Origin of the sequence: Pseudarthrobacter sp. IC2-21, from assembly GCF_034048115.1 — a bacterium.
GTDB classification, from domain to species: Bacteria; Actinomycetota; Actinomycetes; order Actinomycetales; family Micrococcaceae; genus Arthrobacter; species Arthrobacter naphthalenicus.
The window spans coordinates 1,091,886-1,118,773 of sequence record NZ_CP139145.1 but is presented as its reverse complement, the minus strand read 5'-3'; the positions used below and the strand labels follow the sequence as shown (position 1 = coordinate 1,118,773).

The 26,888-nt window shown below is 67.3% G+C and carries 25 protein-coding genes; 12 read left to right on the top strand and 13 right to left on the bottom strand.

Annotation, left to right across the window (positions count from 1 at the left end; all coding sequences use genetic code 11):
• Nucleotides 1–11: 11 nt before the first annotated feature.
• From SBP01_RS05160 to SBP01_RS05150, 3 genes are all read left to right on the top strand, one after another.
• Complete coding sequence (locus tag SBP01_RS05160) at nucleotides 12–743, top strand: hypothetical protein (protein WP_320537736.1); 732 nt, start codon at nucleotides 12–14, stop codon at nucleotides 741–743.
• Nucleotides 744–805: 62 nt separating this feature from the next.
• Nucleotides 806–2,053: an amidohydrolase gene (locus SBP01_RS05155; RefSeq protein WP_414004263.1), complete on the top strand. Its 1,248-nt coding sequence runs from the start codon at nucleotides 806–808 to the stop codon at nucleotides 2,051–2,053.
• A 97-nt stretch (nucleotides 2,054–2,150) separates the two neighbouring features.
• Entirely contained in the window at nucleotides 2,151–3,185 is a 1,035-nt protein-coding gene (locus SBP01_RS05150) for an Lrp/AsnC family transcriptional regulator (protein WP_320537735.1), read from the top strand.
• Between the two features lie 50 nt (nucleotides 3,186–3,235).
• Here SBP01_RS05150 and SBP01_RS05145 read toward each other — a convergent pair whose 3' ends face one another.
• The 3 genes from SBP01_RS05145 to SBP01_RS05135 form a co-directional block, all read right to left on the bottom strand.
• The gene (locus SBP01_RS05145) at nucleotides 3,236–3,862 is read right to left on the bottom strand and encodes a DUF2231 domain-containing protein (RefSeq protein WP_320537734.1); all 627 of its coding nucleotides are present in this window, start codon (nucleotides 3,860–3,862) and stop codon (nucleotides 3,236–3,238) included.
• A gap of 99 nt (nucleotides 3,863–3,961) precedes the next feature.
• A complete protein-coding gene (locus tag SBP01_RS05140; RefSeq protein ID WP_320537733.1) occupies nucleotides 3,962–4,987 on the bottom strand; it encodes a DUF808 domain-containing protein in 1,026 nt (341 codons plus the stop codon).
• A gap of 246 nt (nucleotides 4,988–5,233) precedes the next feature.
• Nucleotides 5,234–6,730 carry a helix-turn-helix domain-containing protein gene (locus SBP01_RS05135; protein WP_320537731.1) on the bottom strand — a complete coding sequence of 499 codons (1,497 nt, stop codon included), beginning with the start codon at nucleotides 6,728–6,730 and terminating at the stop codon, nucleotides 5,234–5,236.
• Between the two features lie 186 nt (nucleotides 6,731–6,916).
• Here SBP01_RS05135 and SBP01_RS05130 point away from each other — a divergent pair, with 186 nt between their 5' ends.
• The 3 genes from SBP01_RS05130 to SBP01_RS05120 are packed head-to-tail and all read left to right on the top strand — an operon-like array spanning nucleotide 6,917 to nucleotide 9,836.
• Entirely contained in the window at nucleotides 6,917–7,963 is a 1,047-nt protein-coding gene (locus SBP01_RS05130) for an amidohydrolase family protein (RefSeq protein WP_320537729.1), read from the top strand.
• A complete protein-coding gene (locus SBP01_RS05125; protein ID WP_320537728.1) occupies nucleotides 7,960–8,805 on the top strand; it encodes an iron-sulfur cluster assembly protein in 846 nt (281 codons plus the stop codon). The genes SBP01_RS05130 and SBP01_RS05125 overlap by 4 nt, the downstream gene beginning before the upstream one ends.
• Nucleotides 8,802–9,836 carry an NAD(P)-dependent alcohol dehydrogenase gene (locus tag SBP01_RS05120; RefSeq protein WP_320537727.1) on the top strand — a complete coding sequence of 345 codons (1,035 nt, stop codon included), beginning with the start codon at nucleotides 8,802–8,804 and terminating at the stop codon, nucleotides 9,834–9,836. The genes SBP01_RS05125 and SBP01_RS05120 overlap by 4 nt, the downstream gene beginning before the upstream one ends.
• A gap of 51 nt (nucleotides 9,837–9,887) precedes the next feature.
• Here the strand turns inward: SBP01_RS05120 and SBP01_RS05115 are convergent, their stop codons facing one another.
• From SBP01_RS05115 to SBP01_RS05080, 8 genes are all read right to left on the bottom strand, one after another.
• Complete coding sequence (locus tag SBP01_RS05115; protein WP_320537726.1) at nucleotides 9,888–11,762, bottom strand: GAF domain-containing protein; 1,875 nt, start codon at nucleotides 11,760–11,762, stop codon at nucleotides 9,888–9,890.
• Between the two features lie 216 nt (nucleotides 11,763–11,978).
• Nucleotides 11,979–12,974: a dihydroxyacetone kinase subunit DhaK gene (gene dhaK / locus SBP01_RS05110; protein WP_275216188.1), complete on the bottom strand. Its 996-nt coding sequence runs from the start codon at nucleotides 12,972–12,974 to the stop codon at nucleotides 11,979–11,981.
• Nucleotides 12,975–13,024: 50 nt separating this feature from the next.
• A complete protein-coding gene (dhaL, locus tag SBP01_RS05105; protein WP_275216189.1) occupies nucleotides 13,025–13,663 on the bottom strand; it encodes a dihydroxyacetone kinase subunit DhaL in 639 nt (212 codons plus the stop codon).
• On the bottom strand, nucleotides 13,660–14,496 hold the full coding sequence (locus SBP01_RS05100; RefSeq protein ID WP_320537724.1) for an HAD-IA family hydrolase: 837 nt from the start codon (nucleotides 14,494–14,496) through the stop codon (nucleotides 13,660–13,662). The genes dhaL and SBP01_RS05100 overlap by 4 nt, the downstream gene beginning before the upstream one ends.
• Entirely contained in the window at nucleotides 14,496–15,359 is an 864-nt protein-coding gene (locus SBP01_RS05095) for a class II fructose-bisphosphate aldolase (RefSeq protein ID WP_275216192.1), read from the bottom strand. The genes SBP01_RS05100 and SBP01_RS05095 overlap by 1 nt, the downstream gene beginning before the upstream one ends.
• Before the next feature lie 86 nt (nucleotides 15,360–15,445).
• The gene (locus SBP01_RS05090; protein ID WP_320537721.1) at nucleotides 15,446–15,655 is read right to left on the bottom strand and encodes an alpha/beta fold hydrolase; all 210 of its coding nucleotides are present in this window, start codon (nucleotides 15,653–15,655) and stop codon (nucleotides 15,446–15,448) included.
• Between the two features lie 365 nt (nucleotides 15,656–16,020).
• A complete protein-coding gene (locus SBP01_RS05085) occupies nucleotides 16,021–16,563 on the bottom strand; it encodes a hypothetical protein (protein WP_320537720.1) in 543 nt (180 codons plus the stop codon).
• Between the two features lie 117 nt (nucleotides 16,564–16,680).
• Nucleotides 16,681–17,160: an alpha/beta hydrolase gene (locus tag SBP01_RS05080; RefSeq protein WP_320537719.1), complete on the bottom strand. Its 480-nt coding sequence runs from the start codon at nucleotides 17,158–17,160 to the stop codon at nucleotides 16,681–16,683.
• Nucleotides 17,161–17,707: 547 nt separating this feature from the next.
• Between SBP01_RS05080 and SBP01_RS05075 the strand changes: the two genes are divergently transcribed.
• Nucleotides 17,708–18,175, top strand: coding sequence for a hypothetical protein (locus tag SBP01_RS05075; protein ID WP_320537718.1), 468 nt, complete (start codon nucleotides 17,708–17,710; stop codon nucleotides 18,173–18,175).
• Nucleotides 18,172–18,777, top strand: a complete 606-nt coding sequence (locus tag SBP01_RS05070) for an HNH endonuclease signature motif containing protein (protein ID WP_320537716.1) — start codon at nucleotides 18,172–18,174, stop codon at nucleotides 18,775–18,777. Before SBP01_RS05075 ends, SBP01_RS05070 begins: the two co-directional genes overlap by 4 nt.
• 12 nt (nucleotides 18,778–18,789) lie before the next feature.
• Here the strand turns inward: SBP01_RS05070 and SBP01_RS05065 are convergent, their stop codons facing one another.
• Together SBP01_RS05065 and SBP01_RS05060 are read right to left on the bottom strand one after the other, a co-directional pair.
• Nucleotides 18,790–19,299: a DUF2087 domain-containing protein gene (locus tag SBP01_RS05065; RefSeq protein WP_320537715.1), complete on the bottom strand. Its 510-nt coding sequence runs from the start codon at nucleotides 19,297–19,299 to the stop codon at nucleotides 18,790–18,792.
• 36 nt (nucleotides 19,300–19,335) lie between these two features.
• Nucleotides 19,336–19,887: an aspartate/glutamate racemase family protein gene (locus SBP01_RS05060; RefSeq protein ID WP_320537714.1), complete on the bottom strand. Its 552-nt coding sequence runs from the start codon at nucleotides 19,885–19,887 to the stop codon at nucleotides 19,336–19,338.
• A 274-nt stretch (nucleotides 19,888–20,161) separates the two neighbouring features.
• Between SBP01_RS05060 and SBP01_RS05055 the strand changes: the two genes are divergently transcribed.
• Genes SBP01_RS05055 through SBP01_RS05040 form a run of 4 tightly spaced genes read left to right on the top strand, consistent with a single transcriptional unit; the run spans nucleotide 20,162 to nucleotide 26,877 of the window.
• Complete coding sequence (locus SBP01_RS05055; protein ID WP_320537712.1) at nucleotides 20,162–21,601, top strand: DUF3375 domain-containing protein; 1,440 nt, start codon at nucleotides 20,162–20,164, stop codon at nucleotides 21,599–21,601.
• Nucleotides 21,598–22,242, top strand: coding sequence for a DUF4194 domain-containing protein (locus SBP01_RS05050; RefSeq protein ID WP_320537711.1), 645 nt, complete (start codon nucleotides 21,598–21,600; stop codon nucleotides 22,240–22,242). Before SBP01_RS05055 ends, SBP01_RS05050 begins: the two co-directional genes overlap by 4 nt.
• The gene (locus tag SBP01_RS05045) at nucleotides 22,239–25,646 is read left to right on the top strand and encodes an ATP-binding protein (protein WP_320537709.1); all 3,408 of its coding nucleotides are present in this window, start codon (nucleotides 22,239–22,241) and stop codon (nucleotides 25,644–25,646) included. The genes SBP01_RS05050 and SBP01_RS05045 overlap by 4 nt, the downstream gene beginning before the upstream one ends.
• Complete coding sequence (locus SBP01_RS05040) at nucleotides 25,636–26,877, top strand: Wadjet anti-phage system protein JetD domain-containing protein (protein ID WP_320537708.1); 1,242 nt, start codon at nucleotides 25,636–25,638, stop codon at nucleotides 26,875–26,877. Before SBP01_RS05045 ends, SBP01_RS05040 begins: the two co-directional genes overlap by 11 nt.
• Nucleotides 26,878–26,888: the final 11 nt, after the last annotated feature.

The following is a 26,888-nucleotide window of genomic DNA, read 5'->3' as shown; positions in this document are numbered from 1 at the left end:
AGGAGAACCTCATGTCCTCTAAGACCGCATCCCTCGACGGGCTCGCCCAGTTCGAGCGCACCACCTCCATCTGGGGCCCCATCACCCTGGGGCTCGGCTTCCTCGTCTCCCTCGCCGCCGCGCTCTTCGCCGCGTTCGGCACCGGCCTCGGCATCACCGGCCAGGAGGTGTGGACCGCGTTCGGCATCGTCTTCGCAACGTTCGGCATCATCGCCGTCGTGGAGCCGATCTCCTACTACCCCATCCTCGGCCGCTCCGCCATGTACCAGGCGTTCATGATCGGCAACATCGCCAACAAGCTGCTCCCGTCCGCGATCATCGCCCAGACCGACCTCGGCGAAAAGCCGGGCACGCGCCGGGCCGAGCTCATCGCCGGCGCCGCGATCATCGGCGCGGCAGCCGTCCACATCCTCTCGCTCATCGTCTTCGTGGGCTTCCTCGGCACCTGGCTCCTGGGTATCCTGCCGCCGGGGCTCATCGCCGTGGCCCGCCTCTACATCCTCGCCGCCGTCTTCGGCGCCGTGACGGTCCAGGCCGTGGTGGCCATGAAGAACCCCCGGACCACCATCATCGCCGCCGTGGTCTCGGCCATCGTGGTCTTCGGCGTGATCCGGATCGCGCCGGCGCTGACCAACTATGCAACCGCGGTTTCCGTGGTCGCCGTGATCCTCGTGGCCTGGTTCGCACGGAACCGCAGCGTGGAGCCCGCATCATCCGAGGCGCCGTCCTCCATCGGACACTAAGCCCGGAGGCAGAACCGCAGCCCGCAGAGCAGCACCGAACCTGACTGACCCGAAAGGCCACCATGACTGACACCGCCACCACCGCCACCCTTGCCAAGGGCATTGAGGTCCCCGCGGGCTTCGTCGCCGAGCACGTCGCTATGTACAAGGAGTACCACCGGGCACCCGAGCTGTCCTCGGAGGAACACCGGACCGCTGAGGCGATCGAGGCCCGGCTGACCGAGCTGGGAGTTGAGCATTTCCGCTCCGGCGGGACCGGCGTCGTCGGCCTCCTGACCAACGGCGAGGGGCCCGTGGTCGGCTTCCGCGCGGACACGGACGGCCTGCCCATCGAGGAGGCCACCGGTCTGGACTACGCGAGTACCGCCACGGGCACCCTGCCCGACGGCAAGGAAGCGCCCGCCATGCACGGCTGCGGGCATGACACCCACATCACCGCAGCCCTCGCGGCCGCCGCGTACCTCACCGCCAACCGCGAGAAGTGGCACGGCACCGTGGTGTTCCTCTTCCAGCCCGGCGAGGAGACCGCGTGGGGTGCCAAGGCAATGGTCGACGACGGCCTCTGGGACCGCGCGCCGCGCCCCGAGGTGGTCCTCGCCCAGCATGTGATGCCCGTGGAGGCGGGAAAGTTCTGGCTGCGTGCCGGGAACATGGCCAGCCTCGCCGATTCGTGGCGGATCACCGTCCGCGGCCGCCAGGCCCACGGGTCCCAGCCGGAGAAGTCCCTCGACCCGATCGTCGCCGCGGCCTCGATGGTCCTGCGCCTGCAGACCATCGTCTCCCGCGAGCTCGCCCCCATCACGCCGGCCGTCGTGACCGTGGGGACGTTCCACGCTGGCCTGAAGGAAAACATCATCCCGGAGACCGCCGAATTCTCCGTCAATGTGCGCACCCCCGACGAGGACGTCCGTGCCCACGTACTGGGCTCCATCCGCCGCATTGTCGCCGCCGAGGCCGCCGCCTCCGGCATTGGTGAGCCGGCGATCGTGGAGATCAACCGTTTCCCGCGCCTCTTCAACGACGCCGAGCACACCGCGCGGGCCGCGGCGGCGCTGACGGCCGGGTTCGGGCCGGACGCCGTGGTCGAGTCGCCGCTGGGCATGGGCTCGGAGGACGCCGGCTGGCTGGGCGACGCGATCGGCGTTCCCGTCGTGTTCTGGGCCTTCGGCGCGTTCCCGGCCGCGGCGTTCGCGGACGGCCAGGCCCCGGCCGGCAACCACTCCCCCCAGTTCGCGCCCAACGCCGAGCTCGCCGTGGTCAACGGCACCGGAGCGGCGCTGGCGGTGCTGCTGGAGTACCTGGGCAACTAGCCAAGCGCACGACGGCGGGTTCCCACCCGCCGTCGTGCGTTCGCCTTTAAACGGTGCCTGCCAGGAGCGATGGCCCGGGCATGGAAGGATGAAGCGCATGCTCGATGACCTCGACCGCCAGATTGTGGCAGCCCTTGTACGCAACGGCCGCGCGCCCTGGCGGCTCATCGCCGAGGTGCTGGGGCAGCAGGAGCGGACGGTGGCGCGCCGGGGCAACAGGCTACTCGCGTCCGGGGCGGTGCGCGTTCAGTCGTTCCCAAGCCCCGGGGCGCTGGCGCCGGTGGACCTTTACATGCTGCGCGTCGACGCCGCTCCGTCCGCCGTCGCAGCGGCGGGGACGTGGCTCGCCGAGCGGCCGGACACGCACTGGATCAGCTCGCTGGCCGGGGCGAGCGGATGCATGGTTGAGCTTTTCCTGGCCCGGGACGCAGTGGACGGGTTCCTGTACCGTGAGCTGGCCGCGCTTGAGGGCGTGCGGGACTTCTCGCTCGAGCCGATCGTCGAGTATTACCGCACCGTTTCGGGCTGGCGGCCGGACGTCCTTACCGTGGAGCAGTATGAGGCGCTCAGCCCGTCCGAACACCCGCAGTTCGCCACCGGGTATGAGGAACTCGGGATGCCGCCGCTGGACGAGCCGAACCGCGCCCTCGCCGAGCTGCTGCGTGCCAACGGCCGGATCACCATCGAGGAGCTGGCCGCCGGTTTGGGCGTGTCCAAGGCGACCGCCAGCCGGCGGCTGGAAACCCTGATCGAGGACGGCGCCGTGTTCGTGCGCGCGGTCCTCGACCCGGCGTCGATCGGATATCCAGTCGAAAGCCTCCTGACCGTCCGGGCCGAGGCGTCCGCACTGGACCCCGCCGGACGGTACATTGCTGACCTGCCGGCGACGCGCTGGGCCGCCAACGTTTCGGGCCGCATCCTGGTCCAGACCGCGACCCGGAGCCTCGCCGAGCTGCACGCGGTGACGAAGGGAATCGCTGCGCATCCCGGCGTGACCGGTGTGGACCTCTCGCTGTTCACCGGGATCTTCAAGCGCAGCACGGTTGCCTACCTGAACGGGAAGCTGCCGCAGGTTGGGGTCGCGGCCGCGGCCGGGGCCGGGGCCGCGGCCGGGGCCGGGGCCGGGAAATAGGGTGCTTGCGCCGGGTTTCCCGCTGCGCTTCGAGGGTGTGGCCTTCGGAACTAGGTGTCACTCCGGGGCCGCTTGACCACACGGCGCGGCTCTCCGCTGCGCAGGTGGCCGCCCAGGAAGCCGCTGACCAGCAGCAACAGGGCTCCCGCCCGTGCCAGGCCGACCCCCAGCTCGTGGCGGCCGCTTTCACGGGCCGCCCAGGAGGCAGCGTAGACAAGAACGGCCGCGCCATTGGCGGCGGCGTGGACAAGGCCGACGCGCTTGGTGCCCTGGTCCTTCATGCTCCACTGGGCCCAGCCGGCGACGGCAGTGGGAACTGCTGTGATGACGCCCGCAGCCACCAGCCGCTTTGCCGCGAGCCGCGAGCTGTCGTCGTTGTAGAAATCGAGGAATATGGCCGACCACCAGGTGCCAAAGGGTGCATCGGTCAGGATGCTGTGCACAGGGGTGCCGGTGGCGTCGCCCCGGAAGAAGCTACGCATTCCGGGCCGTGCTGTCAGGCGTCCCGCAACAGGCTCGATTGTTTTGACGAGGCCGCCCAGGGGCAGCTCTTCGATCCGGCCAAGGAGCCGGGCGTAACGTCCGCCGCTGCCGTCGTTGGCAGCTACGGACAGGCCGGACGGATTCGGGAGCTTCTCCGTCGTGAGAGCGTCGGGTTCGTTGGGTGAGGCGTGCATGCAGCCCAAAATACTCCCGGCACACGGTAATTGCACCGCCTAATTTCTTTGGAAATCCGCAGGCGCCGGTCCACCCCGGCCGTCGGCCGGAAGGAATGCCTAGCGGCCCGAATCCTCGTTGTGTTTCGCCGGCCGGTACCCTGCGAGTTCCGCGCGGACGTCGCCTTCTTCGTGCTCGTGACCGCCCTTCTTGCCGAAGGGAAGCACTTTGAGCAGCGGGACCACGATGGCCATGACTGCGAGGCCCCAGATGATGCCCAGGACCGCGGAGCACAGGGTGTTCACGAGCCAGCCCAGGAAGCTGCCGGCCACCGGGACCGCGGCGGCCGGTGCCTCGAGGACATGGACCAGGTCGTAGGGTGCGTGCCAGCCGAGGTCGTACGCCCCCTGCAGCATGATGTGGCCGCCCACCCAGAGCATGGCGACCGTCCCGATCAGGGTGATGGCGGTCAGCACGGCGGGCATCCCCTTGACCAGGAGCTCGCCGAACCGCTGCGTGCGCGCGGAATCCTTGGTGGTCAGGTGCAGGCCGACGTCGTCCATCTTGACGATGAGCGCGACGGCGCCATACACGAGCACGGTGATTGCCACAGCCACGATGACCAGGATGAACGCCCGGACCCAGATGGACTCGGTGGCCACCTCGTTCATGGAGATGACCATGATCTCGCAGGACAGGATGAAGTCGGTGGTGATGGCGCCCTTGACCACCTTGGCTTCGGCGTCCGGGCCCCGCTGGACCGCGGGCGCCTTTTCGTCCGAATGGTCTCCCCGGAGTTTGTGCCAGACCTTCTCCGCGCCCTCGTAGCAAAGGTAGGTGCCGCCGGCCATGAGGATGAACGGGATGGCCCACGGGAGGAAGGCGCTGACCAGCAGCAGCGCCGGCAGGATGAACAACAGCTTGTTCCGGAGCGAGCCCCAGAAGATCCGTTTGATCATCGGCAGTTCCCGGGACGGGTCCGCGCCTGACACATACTGCGGGGTGACGGCGGCGTCGTCGATCACCACGCCGGCCGCCTTGGCCCCGGCCTTCGCGGCTCCGGCGGCGACGTCGTCAACCGAGGCGGCCGCGATGCGGGCCAGGGCTGCGATGTCGTCCAGCAGTGCGACCAGACCGCCGCTCACTGATCGATCCCGCGCTGGTTAAGGATGGGCTGCTGGGCATGGAGGCCTCGGTGGAGGCGCGTGATCGGCATGCTCAGATTATACGGTGGGCCCCAAGCAGCGGTGGGCCCCGATGGGCGGTGGGGCCACAGCCGTCAGGTGAGAGAGCGTCCGGGAAAATGCGCATTAACTGAGAGAGCGTCCGAGGAAAACGCGCATTAACTGAGAGAGCGTTTGAAGGGGGCGGCGGTTGGGCAGCGCGCAGGGCTACTTTGGTGCGGTGATTCCCAGCCGGGCCATGCGCCGATAGATCGTGGCCCGGCTGATCCCCAGTTCCGCGGCGGCGGCGGCAACGGTTGTGCCCGGCCGGGACAGGCACCTGGCAATCTCGTCCCGCTCAACGGCCTCGATCCGCGTCAGCCTGGGACCTGAGCGTCCAAGCAGTGCGGCCGGCAGGTGCCGCACATCGATGGTTTCCGTGCGCAGGGCCGCGTCCTGGACCATGCTGAAAAGTTCATCCACATTGCCGGGCCAGCCGTACGTGGTGAGCGCCTGTTCTGCGGCAGGAGTGAAATCCACCTCCCGCAGCCGGGCCTGGCGGGCGGCGTACCGGGCAAGGGGCATCACGTCGGCGTTCCGGTCGCGCAGCGCGGGCACCGGCACCACGGTTTCCACCAGCGCAGCCAGTTGTGCCGGGATGGCGGTGAGGTCCTCCGCCGTGACGGCCCAGGTGACGGCGGCGGGATGGCCCCCGACTCCCGGGTCACGCGAACTGACTGCCCGGGCACTGAGCTCCTGCGCGGCCCAGGCTGGCAGGAAGTCGGTGTTTTCCACGATCACCGCGGTGTGGGGCTTGGACAGCTCCGGCGTCCACAGCGACAGCCAGGCTTCAACGTCCTGGGGTGCCGGAACCGCAGCGCAGAGGATGCGGCTGCCGGGGTGCGCCTGGCGGATGGCCTGCCCCAGCAGGGTGGCCCGTCCGGTCCCGGGTTCCCCGACGGCGGCCACTACTTTGCCGGAAACCAGCGCCGCCGCCGCGGCGTCCAGGGCTTCGGTCCAGGGCCGGGACATGCCGCGCAGTGTGCCGGAACCGGGCTCCAGCCGGCCCCGCTGCACCCGGAACACCCCGCCCCTCGGCCCTGGTTTCGGCTGCCGGCCCCCGGACTTGGCCAGCATCAAAGCGGACATGGTGCTCGCGGCGGACTGGGCCAGGGCCAGCAGCAGTTCCGGGGAGGACCTGGACCAGGTGGTGATGTTGACGCTGCCCTCCAGCCGTCCGGTGAGGGGATCGAGCACGGGGACTGCGGCACAGGTGTAGGTGCGCAGGCTTGCGCTGTAGTGTTCCTCGGCGCGGACCAGGCTTGGCGTGCGGTCGGCCAGGGCCAGGCCCAGGCCGGTGGTTCCGGCTTCCCGCTCGGAGAATGCGAAACCCGGCGCCAGGTGCACCTTGTCCAGCGCCCGCAGCAAGGTGGTGTCGCCGCTGAACCGGTTGAGCACCAGTCCGTCGGCGTCCGTGAGCATCAGGCTCAGCGGCTCGTTGGCCAGGGTCTGGTACAGGCCGGTCAGCACCTCCTGCCCGCACTGGTAGAACAGCGAGTCGGAAGCGACAGTCCCGGCCCAGACGGGGTCCACTTCCTCCGCTGATACGCCGTATTCCTCGCTCCGCTGCCACGACGCGAGAAGGCGCCGGGAGGCAACCGCCAGTTCACGGTCCTGCCCGCCACGGTCCGGCCCTGGACCAGGCACGCGCTGATTCGGCACCATTGCCGGCCTCCTTGTGCTGGTTATTCGAGACTACGTCGCTATGACCGGCACGGCGAGCCCCGAGTGTCTCAAAATGAGACACCGGTCGCAGGTTTAGGCCTGCTGAACCGCCCTACCCTGTTGGTGTGGCGACTATGGCAGTCGCCTTGATCTGGCGACTACGGCAGTCGCCGGGAGGAGACGGACATGTACAGCAAAGACGGCGAGAACTACTTCATCGTCGACGCCCACATCGCCTTGTGGGACGCGCGGCCGGAGAACCAGCGCAACATTCACGGCAAGCAGTTCATCGATTGCTTCTATGACTACCACCGCAATCTCTCCCCCGCGGAGGAGCTGTGGACCTACGAGGAATACCTGTACCAGGGCGGTGAGCGCCTGATGAAGGATCTCTTCGAGGACGGTTACGTGGACCACGCGGTGTTCCAGCCCGCGTACCTCGGCGATTTCTACAAGAACGGCTTCGGGCAGACGAAGGAAGCCTACGAGCTGGCCGCCGGGCACCCGGACAAGCTCACCTACAACCACTGCTTTGACCCGCGCAACGGCGAGCGCGGCCTGGACCAGCTCCGCGCCGACCACGAGAAGATGAAGTTCAAGGGGGTCAAGCTCTACACCGCCGAATGGCACGGGGAGTCCCGCGGCTACAAGCTCTCCGATCCGTGGGCCTACCGCTACTTCGAGGAGTGCCGCACGCTCGGCATCAAGAACATCCACGTCCACAAGGGCCCCACCATCCGCCCGCTGGACCGGGATGCGTTCGACGTGGCCGACGTCGACAACGCCGCCTCGGACTTCACCGACCTGAACTTCGTGGTCGAACACGTGGGGCTCCCCCGGCTGGAGGACTTCTGCTGGATCGCGACCCAGGAACCCAACGTCCACGGCGGCCTGGCCGTCGCCATGCCCTTCATCCACACCCGGCCGCGGTACTTCGCGCAGATCATCGGCGAACTCATCTACTGGATCGGGGAAGACCGGATCCAGTTCTCCAGCGACTACGCCCTGTGGACGCCCCGCTGGCTCATTGAGCGCTTTGTGGACTTCCAGATCCCGGAGGACATGAACGAGTACGCTCCGCTGACCACCGACCAGAAGAAGAAGATCCTCGGGCTGAACGCCGCGAAGATGTACGACATCCCCGTGCCGGCTGAGCTGCAGCTGCCGGGCGCGGGCGAACCGGCCACCGGCCCGCGGCAGCCCGAGCGGGCGGACCTGGCCGGCACGCCATGACGCTGACGCAGCATGATGCCGCCGCGTTCGACGTGTACCCCACGGCGTCAACGGAAGCGGTCACGGCAACGGTGACGGAGGCGGACGTGCGCCGCGCCCTGGATGCGGTCCTGGACCCCGAGCTCGACGAGCCGATCACCGGCCTCGGCTTCGTCCGGTCCATCGACGTCACAGCCGCGGCGGACGGCACGCTGGTGACCGTGCACCTGCGGCTGCCCACCTCGTTCTGCTCCCCGAACTTCGCCTACCTCATGGCCTCCGATAGCAAGGACGCCATTTCAGCGCTGGGGGTTGGAAAGGTGGTGGTGGAGCTCGATGACCACCACGACTCCGCCCTGATCAACGCCGGGCTTGCCGCGGACGCCGGGTACAAGGGCACCTTCGGGAACGAGGCCGAGGACAGCCTGGACGAACTGCGGCTGACGTTCCGGCGGAAGGCGCACACCGCGGCCATGGAACGCTGCCTCACCGAACTGCTGCGGGCCGATCCCGCGCTGACCGAAGCGAACGTGGGGACGGTGCGGCTCGGTGACCTGCCCGCGGGCCGGACCAAGGACGCATTAGTACGACGGCGGGTGGCCCTTGGGCTGCCGACGGAACCTGCCGCCGTCGTACTTGTTGACCAGGACGGCCGCCCCTATCCCGCGGAGCACGTGCCGATGGCGCTGCGGCGGGCGCGGTCCACGCGCATTTCCATCGACGGCAACGCCCATTTCTGCCGCGGCCTGCTCCGCACCCGGTACGCGGGATCGGGCGCCGACCAGGCGGACCGGCCCGAAGGGGCTGAGCCGGCCGACCATCACCATCTGCTCCCGTTCACAGTCAAGGAGGAACACCCATGAACACCATGCGCGCCGTCCAGGTGGTCGGCTACCACCAAGGCCTGAAAATGACCGAGGCGCCTGTCCCGGACGCCGCCGGCCCCTGGGACGTCGTGGTCAAAATCGGCGGGGCTGGCGTGTGCCGCACCGACCTGCACATCCTGGAGGGCCAGTGGGCGGAGAAGTCCCAGGTGCAGCTGCCGTACACGATCGGCCATGAGAACGCCGGCTGGGTGCATGCGGTGGGCAGCGCCGTCACCAACGTCAAGGAGGGCGACAAGGTCATCCTGCACCCGCTGATCACGTGCGGGCTGTGCCGGGCATGCCGGTCCGGTGATGACGTGCACTGCGAAAACAGCAAGTTCCCGGGGATCGATACGAACGGCGGCTACGCCGAGTACCTGCTCACCTCCGCCCGGTCGGTGGTGAAGATCGATGATGCGCTGGAGCCCGCGGACGTGGCGGCTCTTGCCGACGCCGGCCTGACCGCCTACCACGCCGCCGCGAAGGCGGCGAAGAGGCTGACGCCGCGGGACACCTGCGTGGTGATCGGCGCCGGCGGCCTGGGGCACATCGGCATCCAGGTGCTGAAGGCCCTCACGCCGAGCCGGATCATCGTGGTGGACCGCAACCCCGCCGCACTGGACCTGGCCAAGTCCATCGGTGCCGACGAAGGCGTGGTGGCGGACGGCAGCCAGGTGGAGCAGGTGCTGGCCCTGACCGGCGGCCACGGCGCGGAGGTGCTGATCGACTTTGTGGGCGAGGGCGGGGCCACCGCCGAAGGCATCGCGATGCTGCGCCGCGCCGGTGACTACTTTGTGGTGGGCTATGGCGAGAACATCGATGTCCCGACCATCGACATCATCTCCGCCGAAATCAACATCATCGGCAACCTGGTGGGGTCCTACAACGACCTGCAGGACCTGATGGCGCTGGCCGCACGGGGCGCGGTGACGCTTCACACCCAGAAGTACAAGCTGGACGACTTCCAGCAGGCCATCAGCGACCTCGATGCCGGCAAGGTCCGCGGCCGCGCCATCCTCATCCCCTGACCCGGCGTACCAGGCCCGACGGCGGACGCCGGGCCTGGCCCGGACGGCGGGTTATTGCCAGGGCTGCGGCGGAAGTGCCTCCTGGGCGTTGATGCTCACCAGCATGGTCCGGTTTCGCGCCCCGGTCTTGCGGAGGATGGAGCCCACGTGCTTTTCCACCGTCTTGACCGATATCTGCAGCTCGCGGGCAACCTGTTTGTCCGCCATGCCGCGGATGACCATGTGGTGGACTTCGCGTTCACGCGCCGTGAACTGGGCGGACCCCGCGTCGGCAGCGGAGCCGCTGATGAGGTGGTCGAAGATTTCGCCCTCCATGGAGGCTTCGCCCTGACCGGCGGCCACGATAATGCGGGCAATGGTTTCCCCGTTCGCGCGCCGGTTGATGAAGCCGCGCACCCCGGCCTGCCGGGCGGCGCGGACCTGCTCCACGGTGGGGTTGTCCGTGAGCACCACGATCGCGACGCCGGGGTCCAGCTCGCGGATGCGGGCAAGAAGCCCGGTGGTGTTCTGGTGGACCATGTCCAGGTCCATCAGAATCACATCGGGGCGCAGCAGTTCGTAGGCGTCGCACAGCTGCTCGGTGGAGGTCACCTCGGCGCTGACCTGGATGGCGGGCTCGGCGATCCCCAGCAGCCGGACCAGGCCGGCGCTGACGATCGGATGGTCGTTGGCGATCAGGACCTTCCACTGCGGCTGTCCTGACGCCTCCGGCGCTCGGGCACGGTCCGGGAGGGTGGCCCGCACCTTCGTCCCCCATCCAGGGGTGGACTCTATATGCAGGTCGCCGCCGAGCTGCACGGCGCGGGAGGTCATGCCGTGCAACCCCAGGCAGCCGGAGGGAAGCGTGGCGTGGTCTCCATGCGCTGCGGCGAGGTCGAAGCCCTGGCCGTTGTCCTCCACGAGGACGGCGAGCGCGCCGCGCCCGTAGATCAGTCCGGCCCGCACCGTCGAGGCACGCGCGTGGACCACCACGTTGTTCAGCGCCTCCTGGACGATTTTGAAGGCCTGGTGCGCGATCTCGGGTGCCAGCGGGCGGGATTCGCCGATCACGGTCAGCTGGGTGCCGGCGCCGGTCATCGATTCCACCCACGCCAGTTCCGCGGCGAAGGCCTCGTCAAGGGTCCGGCCCGCGAGCGCGGCCGGCCCCATGCCCAGGGCCGTGCGGCGGGTCTCGGCGAGGGCATCGTGGGCAATGGTCCGGGCTTTGCCAAGGTGCGGGGTGACGGCATGTTCCGCCCCGTCGAGCCGGCTGGCTCTCTCGGCCTCGTCCAGGCTGAGCAGCAGGGTGGCAAGGGCCCGGCCCACGGTCTCGTGCACGTCGCGGACCGCCCGTTCGCGTTCGGCGGCGACGGCGGCCTCGAGTTCCCGGGCTGAGGCTTTGGCGTGCAGGTCGGAGTTGGCCAGGGCAATTGCGGCGTGGCTGGCCAGGAGTTCGGCCAGCCGGGCTTCCCCGGGTGTGAACACCCGGCCCCGCTCCGGGCTGAAGACAATGAAGGCGCCGACGATCTGCTCTCCCCATTGGATGGGGACGCCGATCACGGCACAGTCCCATCGCGGATCCGTCGGTGGAATATGCCCGCGTTCAATGCTGCTGTAGGCGTCGAGGATGACGGTGGACCGGCTGCGGACTATCTGGCCGGTGAATCCCTCCTGCAGGGAAAAGGTCTGGCCTTCCTGGCATCCGACGCCGATGTCAACCTTTTTGGTGTAGGTGCCGCCGGCCTCGTTGACCAGGGCGATCGATCCCGATTCGCACCCCAGCAGGGAGGTGGCGTGGCCCAGGATCCGGGCCAGCAGCGGCTGCAGCTCGAACCGGCCCGCGAGGTCCCGGGCCAGGGCGACGACGGTGTCCAGGTTGTCCTGCGTGTCTTCGGCGTGGCGCAGGCTGCTTACCGCGGTGGCAGATCGCGTCCCGGTGTCGGTCATTTCTCGTCCTCCTTGACGAACCGCGCGCCGCAGGCCACGCGGCAGTGCACTGCTGATCTGTCCCACCATAATGGCACCTCGCACGCCGATGTGGGGGTGGAATATCCCGCCTGACCAGCGGCGACTGCCAGCACCAGCGGAGCCGGCCACCTGAAAAGGTGACCGGCTCCGCCGTCGTACTTCACTGGCTGGGTACCCCCATGACGGGGAGGGCCCTCAGAACACCCGGATGGGAATCTCCGCGGGGTCCCTGAGCAGCGACTCGATCTCGTCGTCGAGCTTGACCAGGGTGATGGACGCTCCGGCCATGTCAAGGGACGTGCAGTACTCGCCGACGTAGCTGCGGCCGACGCTGATGCCTTGCCCGGCGAGGCGTTTGTGGGCCAGGCCGTAGAGCAGGTACAGCTCGCTGATGGGGGTTCCGCCCAGGCCGTTGATCATGAGGGCCACCCGGTCGCCGTCGCCGAACGGCAGGTCCCGGACGATCGGGGTGAGCATCTCCTCGACGATCTCGTCCGCACTCATCATGGCCCCGCGCCGCCGTCCCGGCTCACCGTGGATGCCGACGCCGATCTCGATCTCGTCCTCACCGAGTTCGAACAGCGGGCTGCCCTTGGCCGGCGGGGTGCAGGCGGTCAGCGCGACGCCCATGCTGCGGGTGACGGAGTTGACCTTCTCCCCGATCCGGATCACCTCGTCCAGGTCCGCGCCGCGCTCGGCGGCGGCTCCGACGGCCTTGATGACGAAGAAGTTCCCGGCCACGCCGCGGCGGCCGATGGTGTAGGTGGAGTCCTCCACGGAGACGTCGTCGTTGATGAACAGGGTCCGGACGTTGATGCCCTCGGCGGAGGACATTTCCTGGGCCATGTCGAAGACCATCTTGTCGCCGGTGTAGTTGTTCACCAGCAGCAGCACGCCTTTGGGCGACGCCATCATCTTGGTGGTCTCGTAGACGTAGTCGAACGGCGGTGCCGCGAACACGTCGCCGGGGCAGGCAGCGTCCAGCATGCCCTTGCCCACGATCATGACGTGCGCCGGTTCGTGGCCGGAGCCGGAGCCCTGCACGATCGAGACCTTGTTCTGGTCCGGGGCGTCGGCGCGCATGATCAGGTTGTATTCGGGAACGTACTTGAGGGTCTCGGGGTTGGCCAGCGCCAGGCCTTCGAGCATGTCGGGGACGAACTGCTTGGGGTCGTTCAGGAACTTTTTCATGTGATCTCCACGTCGTTGTGCTGGTCAGGTTGATGAAGGACAAACAGGGCTCAGCGCTGGTCCCAGCCCTCGGTGATGCGTTCGATGATGACGGCGAGCGCTGTGGCACCGGCGTCCGGGGAGCCGATGCTGCGCGCACCGCTGTAGCTGGCCCGGCCCCGCTTGGCCTCGAGCTTGCTGGTGGCGTCCGCGCATTCCCGGACGGTCTTGGCGAACGCGGCCCGGCATTCGGCGGCTCCGGCACCGGCGGCAAGCTGGCGTTCCAGCTCGTCGGTGGCCGGGACCAGGGCGTCCAGCAGGGTCTTGTCCCCCAGGCTCGCGCCGCCGCGGGTCATGATCCCCTCGGCGGCGGCGCGCAGCATGGCGACGGCGGCGGCCCCGTCGATCCTGTCCACGGTCTTCGCCGCGGCGGAGGCGCGCAGGAACGCGGTCCCCCACAGCGGTCCGGACGTGCCGCCGATCCGGCTCGCGATCGCCAGGGCGATCTGCTGCAGGAACGTGGGAACGTCGTCGCGCTTGAGGCTGTCCCAGTCCTGCAGGACTTTCTCGAAGCCGCGGGCCAGGGAGTAGCCCAGGTCGCCGTCGCCCACCACGGCGTCCAGGTCGCCGAACTCCTTTTCCTTGTCGACGGCGGTCTGCGCGAGGGTGCGGACGACGTATTCGACGTCGGCGAGGTCGGTGGCGGTCATGGGGTCTCCGTCGGGGTCGAAGGGGCGGTGGGGGTTCCGGCGCCGTTGCCGGGCGGCCGGGGCCGGGGCCGGGACAGGATGGCCTGCAGCGTCGCGAGGGTCACGACGCCGGGAATGTCGACGCCGGCCTCGTTGGCGAGGACTTCGGGTGCCTCCCCGGCGGGGTCGCCCAGCGAGCTGACCACGAGGGAGGCGCCGGTGAAGTCCTCCTCACGGGTGTAGCCGCTGACCGTGACCAGGGTGCGCAGCCCCGCGGCCAGGGCGGCGCGCAGGCCGTTGGCGCTGTCCTCGACCACGATCGCGTCGTCCGGGTCCAGGTTCAGCTCGCGGAGCGCGAGCAGGTAGATGTCCGGGGCGGGCTTCTTCGCGGGGACGATATCGCCGGCGAACACCGCGAAATGCTTCGCGAGGTCCTCGCCGACGGCGTGCGTGAGGACCGCGCGGACGGCCGGTTCCGCGGAGGTGGAGGCCACCGCGAGGGTCCATCCGGCGTCGTGGGCTTCCTGGACGATCCGGGCGATCCCGGGCCGGGCGGGCATGACCCCGGACGCCACCATGTCCTTGTAGACGGCGGTCTTGCGCTGGTGCCAGGCCAGGATGGCCTGGTCCACGGCGGCGTCATCCTTCAGGCCCAGGCTGCGGGCGAGCTCCGGGGTGACGATGCTGCGCATCCGTTCCTTGCCGCCGCCGATCTTGACCTTCTCGCCGTATTCCTCGACGCTCCACTGGACGGGGACGTTGAACTCGGCGAAGGTCCGGTTGAAGGCGGGCAGGTGGCCGTGCTGTTCGGTGTCGGCCAGGACGCCGTCGCAGTCGAAGATCAGGGCCGGCATCAGCGGCCGCCCTTGCCGGCGCTGCCGAACTGTTCGGTCAGCTCCTTGACCATGGCCATGACCTCCGCGCGGGTGTGCCGGAACAGCGACGGCGGGTCCCACTTGTTGTTCTGCTCGGCCTGTTTCAGGAAGGCAAGGGAGGACTGCATGAACGTTTCCTTCAAGGCGGTGGAGATGTTGACCTTCGCGCAGCCCCGGGCAATCAGGTCCGCGAACTGCTCCGGGCTCAGGCCGGACCCGCCGTGCAGGGCGATGGGGATGTGCCGGGCCTCCACGATCTCGGTAACGCGGCCGACGTCGAGCACGGGGGCGGCCTTGTAGGAGCCGTGCGCGTTGCCGATCGAGGGGGCGAAGACGTCGATCCCGGTGGCGTCGATGAAGTTCAGCGCCGTCTCCAGGCTCTGCTGGAGGGCCACGTTGTCCGAGCCGTGGTCATCCTCGACGCCGGTGATCGCCTCGATCTCGCCCTCCACCTGGGCGCCGTATTGCCGGGCCTCGGCAACCACTTCGATGGTCTGGCGCTGGTTTTCCTCCACGGGCAGGTTAGAGGCGTCAAACAGGACGGAGTTCCAGCCGGCCTTGAGGCATTCGGTGACCACGTCCCGGTCCGGGCAGTGGTCCAGGTGCAGGGTCACGGGGACCTGGATGCCGAGGGTCAGGGACTTCCACATATCGAACAGCTGGCGTGAGCCGATGCTGCGGACCGTCTTGACGGAGGTCTGGAGGATGACCGGGGAGTTTGCTTCCTCGGCGGCGGCGAGGACCGCCTCGATGGTCAGGTCGTTGAAAATGTTGATGGCCGGGACGCCGTAGCGGGCGTGAAAGGCGGGCTCGACGATGTCCTTCAGGGGCACAACACCCATGGCAAACCTCCTTGTTTGGCTGCCTTCCACGCTAGGCGGGCTTTCCCTTCCTGGGTACGGGGGGAAACCCGCATACGGGTTGGGGGTCATCCCCACCTGTTGTGGGCGCTGGCCCGGCCGAGCCAGTCGTTGAGCAACGCGGCGAGCAGTTCGGGCCGCTCGTGCATGAGCGCATGGCCGGCGTCCTCAAGGACGGCCAGGGTGGCGTGCGGGTAGCGGTCGAGCAGTGCGGCCGTGTCCGCGTACCCGGCGACCGCATCGCGTCGGCCCGCCACCAGCAAGGTGGGCGCAGGCAACCCGGAGAGTCGCCTACCGATGAGACCCCCAACTGTTCCTTCAAGACGGCGACACCATCACCGTGATCGTTGAGGGGCGCTTTTTCTGTTTTTGCTGCTGTCCTTATGTTTGCAGGTGGTTTTCCGTGGTCGTTGCAGGGTCGTGGCTACCCAAGGGAGGCGAATGGCCCTATTGTGCCGCGGAGATGGTTTCGTGGAGTACGCGTCCTGGGCACTCCTTGGACGGGAACTCAACCTTGGTTTTCAGTACAGGGCTTAAGCGCCAGCATTTATTGCAGCTGGGACCCAGCATTCGTCCACCGGATGCTGAACCCGGCGAGCCGCTTCCGTCACCGAGGAGTAGAAGTCTGCCTGGGATGGAGCTGCTACGAAAGAGCTTTGCAGACGTCGATGACTTGGCCCGGACCATTGGGGTTGAACCCTCGCACCTCAGCGCTTTCTGGGGCTGGCGTTAGGGCAAAATCGAAGTTGCCTACCACAAGGAATATTCCAGGTGTCTCGGTTCCCGGCCCATTGACCAAGATGTTACGTCCCGTCACTTTCACCTCGACGGCTGGTGCGCCATTAATCGTCACGTCACGTTCGAAGCGTGTACCGGTAATGACATAACTGACCGCTTTGCCGTTGGCGGACAGAGTGATGCGTTGGCCGGGAGAAGTGATAATTCGTTGCCCATCGGGCTTTGTGATCGTCTTGGTTTTCCCGGTCACGGTAGCGGTGACGGAGGCATCGAAGGTGCAAACTTTGCCCAGTGAAATTGGACCAAATCCGGCATCGGTTGGTGGTGCTGCGTTGGCGGCGGTTACGGAACTGGCGGCCGCAACAAGTCCGGCCACGATAACTGCGGGAATCAGCCTGCGATTCATTCTGAGCTCCTTGTAGTTGATCTTGCTTAACAGAAGTTTCATGACGCAAATTCGGGCAACGGTACGCGTGATGACCTTTCTGCTTTCTCGGATGAGGGACCTAATAACTACCCTGCGCTGCATGGGTAAGGGAATAGGAGCGCGGGGAATTAGGGGTACCTAATAGGGTTCCACCTTCGAACAAACAACCGCCATGCAGATGACCTCTGACAGTGTGGGCGCAGGGAACGCGGTCAGCCCGACCTTCACCGTCCATCCTGCTAGGATTCGGCCCAGCGCAACCTCGTCGGCCATTGCCGTGCCCGGCGCAATACTGTCCCGGTATCTGCGGGCCGTGGCGCCCGTGCGCCAGACGAAGTACTCGCCGACCCCCGCCCGCTGTGCGGGTCCGAGTTCGTCGTAAGCGTCGGCGTCCTGACGGAGCACCCCATGGTCAGGCACGCTGCCCGCCCGCTCGGCGACGGGGCACGCCAACGCCAGCCCTAGCACGCTGTCCGGCCGTTGGGCGGTCACACCGCGGGTCAGATAGGCGCCGTAGAAGTGTCCGAGCAGCATCACCGGTCCCGTGCCCAGGTGATCAAGGAAATCGCCGAGCAGCGCCACCACATCGTCGGTGCAGGTCAGGCCCAGGGGTCCCACGCGGGAATTTTGAACTGGACGATGGTTCCGGCGTGACTCCAGAACGGATTCCGTGGCGGGTGTTCTTGAGCCAAAGCTGGGGAGAACTTTCGGAAGCCTTGATGCAGCGCGGTGAGAATTGCCCCATCACACGCCTTCCAGCCTCAGGGCAGAAGGCTACGCGCGGCGCAAATCCGCATCAAATGAATACTTGATTTATTGGGGGCAACAAATGAATACACTCTTTCGTCGCAATGAAGCGCGAAAGCAGGTCAACAAAGAGGTTGGCCATATGGTCGGAATTTCGCCACGTTCACGGGTATCTCGACGCCATGTGTCCGGTGGAGCTGTTGCGGTCGCCCTAGTTATTTCAGCGACGGCCTGCGGTGGTCAATCGGCGGCATCCTTAGGCGCCTCTCCTGCCAGCGAATCCGCCTCCCCAAAGGCAACACCGACGGCCACTCCGAACGCGCCGGCGTCATCCGCGTGCATCTCCGAGAATGCGACGGAAAAGTACGCACCCAAAGTCTTCGTCTGCACCAAGACTGACGCCGGAAAACTGATGTGGATGGAGCAGGCGGAATCAAAGCGGATAACGGACGCGAGAGCTGCAGCGGCCGCGAAAGCCGCCGCTGAGCAGGCCGCGGCACAGAAAGCCGCGGCAGAGAAGGCAGCAGCCGACAACGCAGCACTGGAAGCGGCCGCGAAAGCCGCAGCAGATCAGGCCGCGGCGGACGCGGCCCGTCAGGAAGCTGCTGCCGCAGAAGCCGCCCGCCAGCAACAAGCCGCGGCAGCCGCTGCGGCCGCCCAGGCCCAGGCCCAAGCCCAAGCTCAGGTTCCCGTGCGGCCAGCCGCCCCCGCAGCTCCGTCCGGATGCGACCCGAACTACTCAGGTGCGTGCGTGCCCATTGCCTCTGACGTCGATTGCGCCGGCGGGAGCGGCAACGGTCCTGCCTATGTGAGGGGACCTGTCAGAGTCGTCGGATCTGACATCTATGGCCTCGACCGAGATGGGGACGGCCTGGGGTGCGAGTGATAACCACCGAGGCGGCGGACCACTCGATGGTGGAACTGAAACGCATCTACTGGACACGTCATGGTCTGCGTCTGGCCTATGCGGCTGTGATGATGTGGCTGGGAATCTCGGTCTTCCTGGCCCTGATGCCGAAAGCGAACGTCGTTGCCGGGAGCGGTATCTCGGCCGTGACCGAAGTCGCGCGCGGAATGTTGGACCGCGTTCTGGCTGCGGCTGTCATGCCCGGCCTGTTTCTGGTGGTCCTGGCCATTGTTGCCGCCACCATTCACCGCCGGGACGTCCGACGCCGGGACCCGGTGAGGCGTTTCACCCGCCAGCAGCGCCGCGACGGCATGGCCCGGGCTGCCGGTCTGTGTGAGATGGAGGCCGGGTTCCGGGGCCGTTGTTCAAGACCCGCTGAACACGGCGACCACTTCTACCCCTGGTCCAAGGGCGGATCCACCAGCCTGAGGAACTTCGTCGCCGCCTGCGCCAGGTGCAACCGGGCCAAGGGCGCCCGGATTCCTTCGCCGGGCCAACAGGAACGGATAGAACGACGACGGCGGGAGAACGTTGCGCCGGACGGTTTAGTGAGCGTCGGGGAACGGCAGCCGCTGCCGTAGGCAAACCCGGTTTCAGGCCGGCCGTGAATACGAGGAACCCGACGCGGTCCGCTCCAACAGCCCGAAGTCGACAAGGTAGCGGCGCAGCAGCACCACGTCGTCGGTGTAGCTCAGCAGCCGCTCATTGACCTGCCGTTCGGTCAAGGCCTCCCCCGGCTGGATCGCTTCGCCCACGATCCAGGTCAGGAGTTCGCGCCGGTCGGCCGCGTTGGCAGGGTACCTGTCGATCCGGCCCAAGCGGAGGAAACGGTCCACCCCGGTCTTCGGCTGGCGTCTTGGCTGCTGGGAGAGGAGTTCGCGGAAGACCGTCTCGGCGGCCTGATAAGCGTTGCTTCCCGTCCGCTCCACCAGCCCGGCCTCCAGCAGGATGGCGACGGCCCGGTTGCGGCGCTGCTCCTTCGCGGCGGCAAGGATTTCCTCACCGAGCACGATCTGCGCGTAGGCGGTTCGCGCGTCAGGGTTGGCGAGCGCCGCCATCACCCGGCGCCAGTGCGGCCCGCTGTGAGCAGCCGGTCCGTTCATTGCCTCCACCTCCAACTGCTATTCGGAGCCGCCCTGTCAGCGGGACGGGATGGCCGCGGCGACCGCTTCGACGGCGGAGCGGGGGCTCGTCAGGACAGAGATACCGAGCCCGGCCAACTGGGCGGCGGCAGGTTCCATGCTCGCCTGGGCGAGGACGACGACGTCGCAACGGACTGAGAGTGCGAGCGCCGCGTGTGCAACAAGGGAGCGGTAGCCCTCAGCATCTCCGCTGAGGAAGGCATCCCATGCCCCTGCCACGACGCTGACCTCAACGGAAATATCAGCTCGCGCGTCCGCAGCCTCCTCGGCAAGGACGCGTGTGGTCGGCTCGACGGTGCTTGCGAGCGCCGCGATAACACCGATCCGGGGGCCGAGCGTCACAGCCCGGCGAAGCATAGGCCGGTCGATGCGGATCACTTGGAGGCCGTCTCCTGACAGTCCTTCCGCGACCTCACCGAGCGTTGAGCACGTGCAGAGGATCACCTCGCATCCTGCCTCCCGGAGTTCCGAAAGGTAGCCGGCTACAACCGCGCGCACGCGCTCCCTTGGTCCGTCCTGTCCGGCAAGCTCCAGAGCTTCGGGATCCACGCGGTGGATCGTGCGTGCGGAGGGGAGGAGCTCCCGGGCCAGGGACTCGAAAGTACTTAAGTGGACCTGTGCCGTGTGGAGGAAGCCGACTGTGGCTGGACCGTCGGGGCGGAGTTCGGTCATGGAGCCTGAGACTAACAGAGCCTGAGAGAGCGTTCATCGAAACCTGCGTTAAATGAGAGAGCGTTCGAAGGGAACCCGCACTAAGTGATAGAGCGTCCGAGGAGGACGGCTAGAGTGAAACCCGACGTGACGCACCAAACACGGGACCCCAATGGACTACTACGCCATCAATTCCCTGCGGGAGAACCATGCAGGCTGGTCGCTGCTCCGTGCCCAGAACGCACCCCTGGCCCTGGCCTTCTTCATGGCCGCGTTCACGGTACCCAACCAGCGCAACCTGCGCCGGCAGGAGCTGATCGACGTCCTCGATGACGTGCTGTTCGGCCTCCGGGACAGCGAAGGCGAGGACCGGTTCCCTCGCCCCGCCGGTGAATACCTGGATGACTGGGCCGCCGATGAGCGCCAGTGGTTGAGGAAGTACTACGTCCCCGGCGAGGACGAACCCCACTACGACCTCACAGCCGCCGCCGAGGATGTGGTCCGCTGGGTGGAGAACCTGCGCGGGCGTGACTTCGTGGCCACGCAGTCACGCCTCACCAGCATCTTTGCGGTGCTGAAGCAGCTGGTGCAGCAGTCCGAGACGGACCCGGAGGTGCGGCTCGCGGAACTGCAGCAGCAGCGGGACGGGATCGACGCCGAGATGCAGCGGATCCGCGACGGCAACATCCGCGTCATGACCGGCCCGGAAGCGCTGGACCACCTCCAGCAGCTCACCGCCCTGGCCAAGGACCTGCTGTCCGATTTCCGGGAGGTGGAGCAGAACTTCCGCAAGCTGGACCGGCAAGTCCGCGAGCAGATCGCCACCTGGGACGGCACGCAGGGGGAACTGTTGGAATCGATTTTCGACAACCAGCAGGACATCAGCAGCTCCCTCCAGGGCCGCACGTTCCAAGGTTTCTGGGACTACCTGATGTCGCCCCAGCTCCGACATGAGCTGCAGGACCTCCTGCACAGGGCAACCCACATCGAAGCCCTGGCCAAAACCGACATGCAGGCGGTGGCCAACCTCCACCAGGACTGGCTGCCCGCCGTCGAACAGACCCAGGCAACGGTCCGCCAGCTGTCCCAGCAGATGCGCCGGCTCCTGGACGACAAGGTGTTCCTGGAGAACAAGCGCATCATGCAGCTGATCCGCAGCATCGAATCCGGTGCGCTGGGCACCCGGGAGGCGCCGCCGTCGGGCGCTTTCATGGAGGTTGACGCGCCCTCCGTGGACGTGGTGCTGCCCTTCGAACGGCCCCTCTATGAGCCCAGCCGCAAGGTGCTGGTGGACGATGCCGTGGAAACAGCCGACGACGCCGACGTGGACGCATCGGCCCTGTTCGGCCAGTTCTTTGTAGACAAGGAACGCCTGCGGGCCAACATTGATGCCATCCTGGCCGAGGCGGAGCAAACCACCCTCGCCGAAATCACCGCAGCGTACCCTCTTTCCCAGGGCCTGGCGGAGGTGGTGGCGTACTACCAGCTGGCCACCGAATCGGACTGGGCCACCATCAACCCTGAGCAGTCCCAGCGCCTGTCCTGGCAGCTGCCGGACGGCTCCATCCGCGAAGCCACCATCGAACAGATCATCTTCGGAAGGCCGGCATGAACACCCCAGCCACAGCTGAAACCCGCACGCCCGAGGAGCTTCCCGCCGTCGTCACCCGGCTGTTCAAGGGCGTGCTGTACGCGGAAAACGATGAGAAGCTGTGGCAGTCCCTGCTCGGGCTGACCTCACACGTGCGGGACTACGTGTCGGTGCTGGGCCTGGACCTCGTCCTGGACGAATCCGAGGGCTACGCGTTCCTGCGGTCCAAGGATGATCCGGACGGCACGCTCCCCCGGCTCATCGCCCGCCGCACCCTGACCTTCAACGTCAGCCTGCTGCTGGCCCTGCTCCGCCGCCGCATGATGGAGTTCGACATCAACAGCAGCGAGGTCCGGCTCATCATGACCGAACAGGAGATCGCGGACATGGTCTCGGTGTTCCTGCCCGAATCCAGCAACGAGGCCCGCGTCCTGGACCGGCTGGGCACGGACATTAAGAAGGTGGTGGAGCTGGGTTTCCTGCGGAAGCTCAAGGGGCAGGCGGACACGTACGAGGTGGCACGGATCCTGAAGGCGTACGTGGACGCCCAGTGGCTGGAAGAGTTCGACGCGCGGCTTGCTGACTACCGTGCCACGCTCGCCGGTGAGCCGCCCGCGGCAGCGGCGGCCGGCGGAGCACCCGGGAAAGGGGAGGACCAGTGACCGCGGACTTGGGCACGGACCTGCAGGAGAGCCTGTTCAGCCTGGATGAAACAGCGGCCGACGGCGGCACTCCCCCGGGCTTCCGGCTGCACCGCCTGGAGCTGCTCAACTGGGGCACGTTCCACCAGGGAGTGCGCACCTTCCGGCTGGACGGGGCGAACAGCCTGCTCACCGGCGACATCGGCTCGGGGAAGTCCACGGTGGTGGATGCGATCACCACGCTGCTGTTTCCGGCGCACAAAATCGAGTACAACAAGGCTGCGGGGGCGCAGAAGAAAGAACGCTCCCTGATGTCCTACGTGCGGGGCTTCCACAAGAGCGCGCGCAGCGCCGGCGGGGAGTACTCCAAGCCGGTGGCGCTGCGCGGTTCAGGCCAGCTGACCGTGGTACTGGGCGTCTTCCACAACGCCGTGCTGGGCAAGTGGGTGACGCTGGGCATCACGCTGTGGGCCACGCAGGAGGCGGGGCAGCCCAGCCGCTTCTACTCGCTGGCGGAAGCGGACCAGACCATTGCTGCGGACTTCAGCAACTTCGGCCAGGACCCGCTGAAACTGAAAAAGAAGCTCCGCGCCGCCGGGGCGTCCGTCCATGATTCGTTCGAGCCGTACTCGGCCGCGTTCAAGCGCCAGTTCGGGATCAGCGGCAACCAGGCCATGGAGCTGTTCCACCGCACCGTGTCCATGAAGCAGGTGGAGAACATCACCTCGTTCGTCCGCAGCAACATGCTGGAGGAGGACGACGTCGCCACCCGGATCACCAACCTGATCCACCACTTCGACGACCTGAAAAAAGCCCACGACGCCGTCCTCCGGGCCAAAGACCAGATCGCCCTGCTGACACCCATCAAAGAGGGTGCCGCCCTGCATGCCGGGCTGACCGCCGACGACGAGCTGGCCCGCAGGCAACGCGACCAGCTGCACCCCTGGTTCACGGACCGGAAACTGCAGCTGAGCCTGGAGCACCAGGCCGAGCTGGAGCAGACGGGCGTGCGGCTGCAGGAGGACTCGGTGCGGCTGAACGGCGAGGTCAAGCAACTGCGCCGGGATCTCGCCGGGGTGGAGGAAGACATCCGCACCAACGGCGGCGGGCGGCTCACGGCGATCGACGCCGAGCTTGCCGCCCTGGCCGCCAAGTCCGCCGAGCAAAAACAGCGGTTCGAAGCCTACTCGGCCGCCGCAGCGGACCTTGGCCTGCAGGCCCCCGAAGACCGCGTCCTCTTCGATGCGAACCGGGCGGGGCTCGCCGGGGTGGAACAGGACCTGGCCGTCCAATCCGAGGCGCTGCACGAAGAGCGCACCGCGCTGTCCATGCAGCAGGCAGGGCTCAACACCAGGTCCGGGGAGATCAAAGCCGAGCTCACCAGCCTGCAGGCCCGGCGCAACCTGATCCCGCTCCCCCAGCTCGATATCCGCCGCCGGCTCTGCGAAGGCACCGGGATCCCGGACAGCGACCTGCCCTACGTGGGTGAGCTGCTCAAGGTCCGTGACGGCGAGACCGCGTGGGAGGGCGCTGCCGAGCGGACCCTTCGCGGGTTCGCCCTCTCGCTCCTGGTCCCGGCGGAGCACTATGCGGCGGTCAGCAGCTGGGTGGACACGAACAACCTGCGTGGCCGGCTGGTGTATTTGAGGATCGGCGAGTCCCCTGCGCCCAGGGCCGCCGAGCCGGGGACGCTCGCGGCGAAGATCGCCATCAAGCAGGGCACCCCGTTCCGGGACTTCCTGCAGGAGGAGCTCAGCAGCCGGTTTGACTACTTCTGCTGCGAGAACCTGGCCGATTTCCGCCGCTACCCCAAGGCGCTGACGGCCAACGGCCAGCTTAAAGGCGGCCGGGGCCGGCACGAGAAGGATGACCGCAAGGACCTGGCGGACCGGCGCAACTACGTCCTGGGCTGGGACAACCACGACAAGATCGCCGGGTTCCGCGCCGATCTTGACGAGGTGCAGGGCACACTGAAGGTCGTGGCCGGGCAGCTGGACCGGGTCAACACCAGGCTGGGGGCGCTGGGCCGGCAGAACCGGCAGCTCGGTGTCGTCGGCTCCGTCACGGAATTCGGCGAGATCAGCTGGCAGGCCACGGCCCGCAGCATCGAAGACCTGAAGGCCGAAAAGCAGGCACTGGAGACCACCAGCGACGTCCTGCAGCAGCTCATGGGCAAGCAGGAGCAGATCATCGACGGGCTGGAGCGGCTGGAGGAGAAGGCAGGCAAGCTGCGGGAGCGCATGGGCGCCAACACGAAGGACGCGCGGGACATTGCCGAGGCAATCGAGGAATGCCGCGGCACCCTCGCCGAATCCCCGGTGACGGACGACGCCGGGGTGCTGGCCGCCGTCGAACGCCTCACCGCTGCAGCGCTCGGGGACAAACCGCTCACCTATAAGAACACCGTCACGGTGGAGAGCGCCGTGCGGAACGGACTGACGGACACCATCGACGCGCTGTCCAAGCGGATCGCCCGGGCAGCGGAGAGCACGGTCCGGCAGATGGCCGATTTCCGCAACAAGTACCCGAATGAAACCACCGACGTCGACGCCTCTTTGGAGGCCGCAGCGGACTACAACCGGCTGCTCGAGCAGTTGGTGGGCAACGACCTTCCCCGGTTCGAGAACCAGTTCAAGGATCTGCTGAACCAGAACACCATCCGCGAGGTGGTGGCATTCAACGCTTTCCTGGACAGCCGGCGGCAGAACATCATGGACCGGATCGGCGAGATCAACCAGTCCCTGGCCGGCATTCCCTACAACACGGGCCGGCATATCCAGCTGGAGCACCAGGCCGCCTCGGACCAGGACGTGCGCGAGTTCGGCAGCGACCTGCGGGCGTGCTCGGAGGGGACCATCGGACAGACGGATCAGTACTCGGAGCAGAAGTACCTGCAGGTGGAGCGGCTGATCGACCGGTTCCGCGGCCGGGAAGGGCTGACGGACCTGGACCGGAAGTGGACCGCGAAGGTGACCGATGTGCGGAACTGGTTCACGTTCTCGGCGTCGGAGAAGTGGACGGAGACCGGCGAGGAATACGAGCACTTCACGGATTCGGGCGGCAAATCCGGCGGGCAGAAGGAGAAGCTGGCGTACACCATCCTCGCGGCGGCGCTGGCGTTCCAGTTCGGGCTGGGCTCCGGCAAAGGGGCGGGCAGGAATGCCGGCAGCGGCAGGAGTTTCCGGTTCGTGGTGATTGACGAGGCGTTCGGCCGCGGCTCGGACGAGTCCGCCAGGTACGGGCTGGAGCTGTTCCAGCGGATGAAGCTGCAGCTGCTGATCGTCACTCCCCTGCAGAAGATCCACGTGATCGAGCCGTTCGTCTCGCACGTGGGGTTCGTGGCGAACACCAATGGCGACGATTCGCAGCTGCGCAACATGACCATCCAGGAGTACCGCGCCGAGAAAGAGCAATATGTCCGCTGACTCCTGGACCACGCTGGCGGACCTGAAGGCCCTGTCGCTGAAGGCGTGGAACAGCGGTTCGCTCCTCCGGGAGCTGCTGGAACCCACCGGACTGTACCCCCGGCGTCGTGCGTTGAAGCGTCCGACGGCGGCTGCCCTCCTCCGGGATTACGCCGCGGCCGGTGCGTGGGCGGGCGAGCTGTTTGCCGCCGCCGGTCCGTTCAGCCTGGAGACGGTGGAGGTGGGCCGGAGCACAATCGGTTCCAACCGGCTGCCCGCCGCTGCGGTGTTTGCGGCGGCTGGGGATGAGGTTGGGTTTGCCGGGAAGGCTCGGGAGGCTGCCCGGTTTATGGAGCTTGCCGGGGGCATGGCTGCCCTGGATCCATCTTTTCGGCAGTGGGTGTTGCGGCGGCCGCTCAGGTTGCTGGAACTCGGGGCCGATGCGCTGACAGCCGGGCGGGTGGCGCTGTGGCTGCGGGATAATCCTGATCCGGGGGTCTACGTCCGCCAGCTCAGCCTGCCCGGCGTGCACACCAAGTTCATCGAGAACCACCGGAGGGTAATCGATGAACTGGCGGAGGTCCTGGGTCCGGCGGCGCTCCCGGAGACGCCCGTTGGCGGGGACTTGCCGGACGTCCCGGCGGAACCGGATGCCCTGCTGGGGCAGTCAGCAGCGCGGACGCCCGCCGCCCGCTTCGCTGCCCGGCACGGATTCGTGCATCCGCCCGAACTGGTCAGGTTCCGGATGCTGGACCCTGCTGTTCCCCTGCTCGGCGGTGCTCGGGACATCACCGTCACGGCGGCGGCGTTCGGCTCGCTGCGGCTGCCCGTGGCATCGGTGATCGTCACAGAGAACCTGGTGAACTTCCTGGCCCTGCCGGAGCGTCCGGGCTCGCTGGCGATCTACGGCGGGGGCTACGGATTCTCGTCCCTGCGCGACGCCGCCTGGCTGCGTGAGTGCGAGGTCCTGTACTGGGGTGACCTGGATACCCACGGCTTCCGGATCCTGGATGAGCTCAGGGCAGTGCACCCGCACGTGGTGAGCGTCCTGATGGATGAGGCCACGCTGCTGGAGCACCGGGACGTGTGGGGCAGCGAGCCGCAGCCATCCACCGCTGAACTGACGCGGCTGACCGAAGAGGAACTGGCGTTGTACACGGCGTTGGGGGACGACACTTTTGGCCCGGCTGTCCGGCTGGAGCAGGAGCTGATCCGGTGGGAGTGGGCGCTCGAAGGTATCCTTTTGCGTTGAAGTGCAGAATG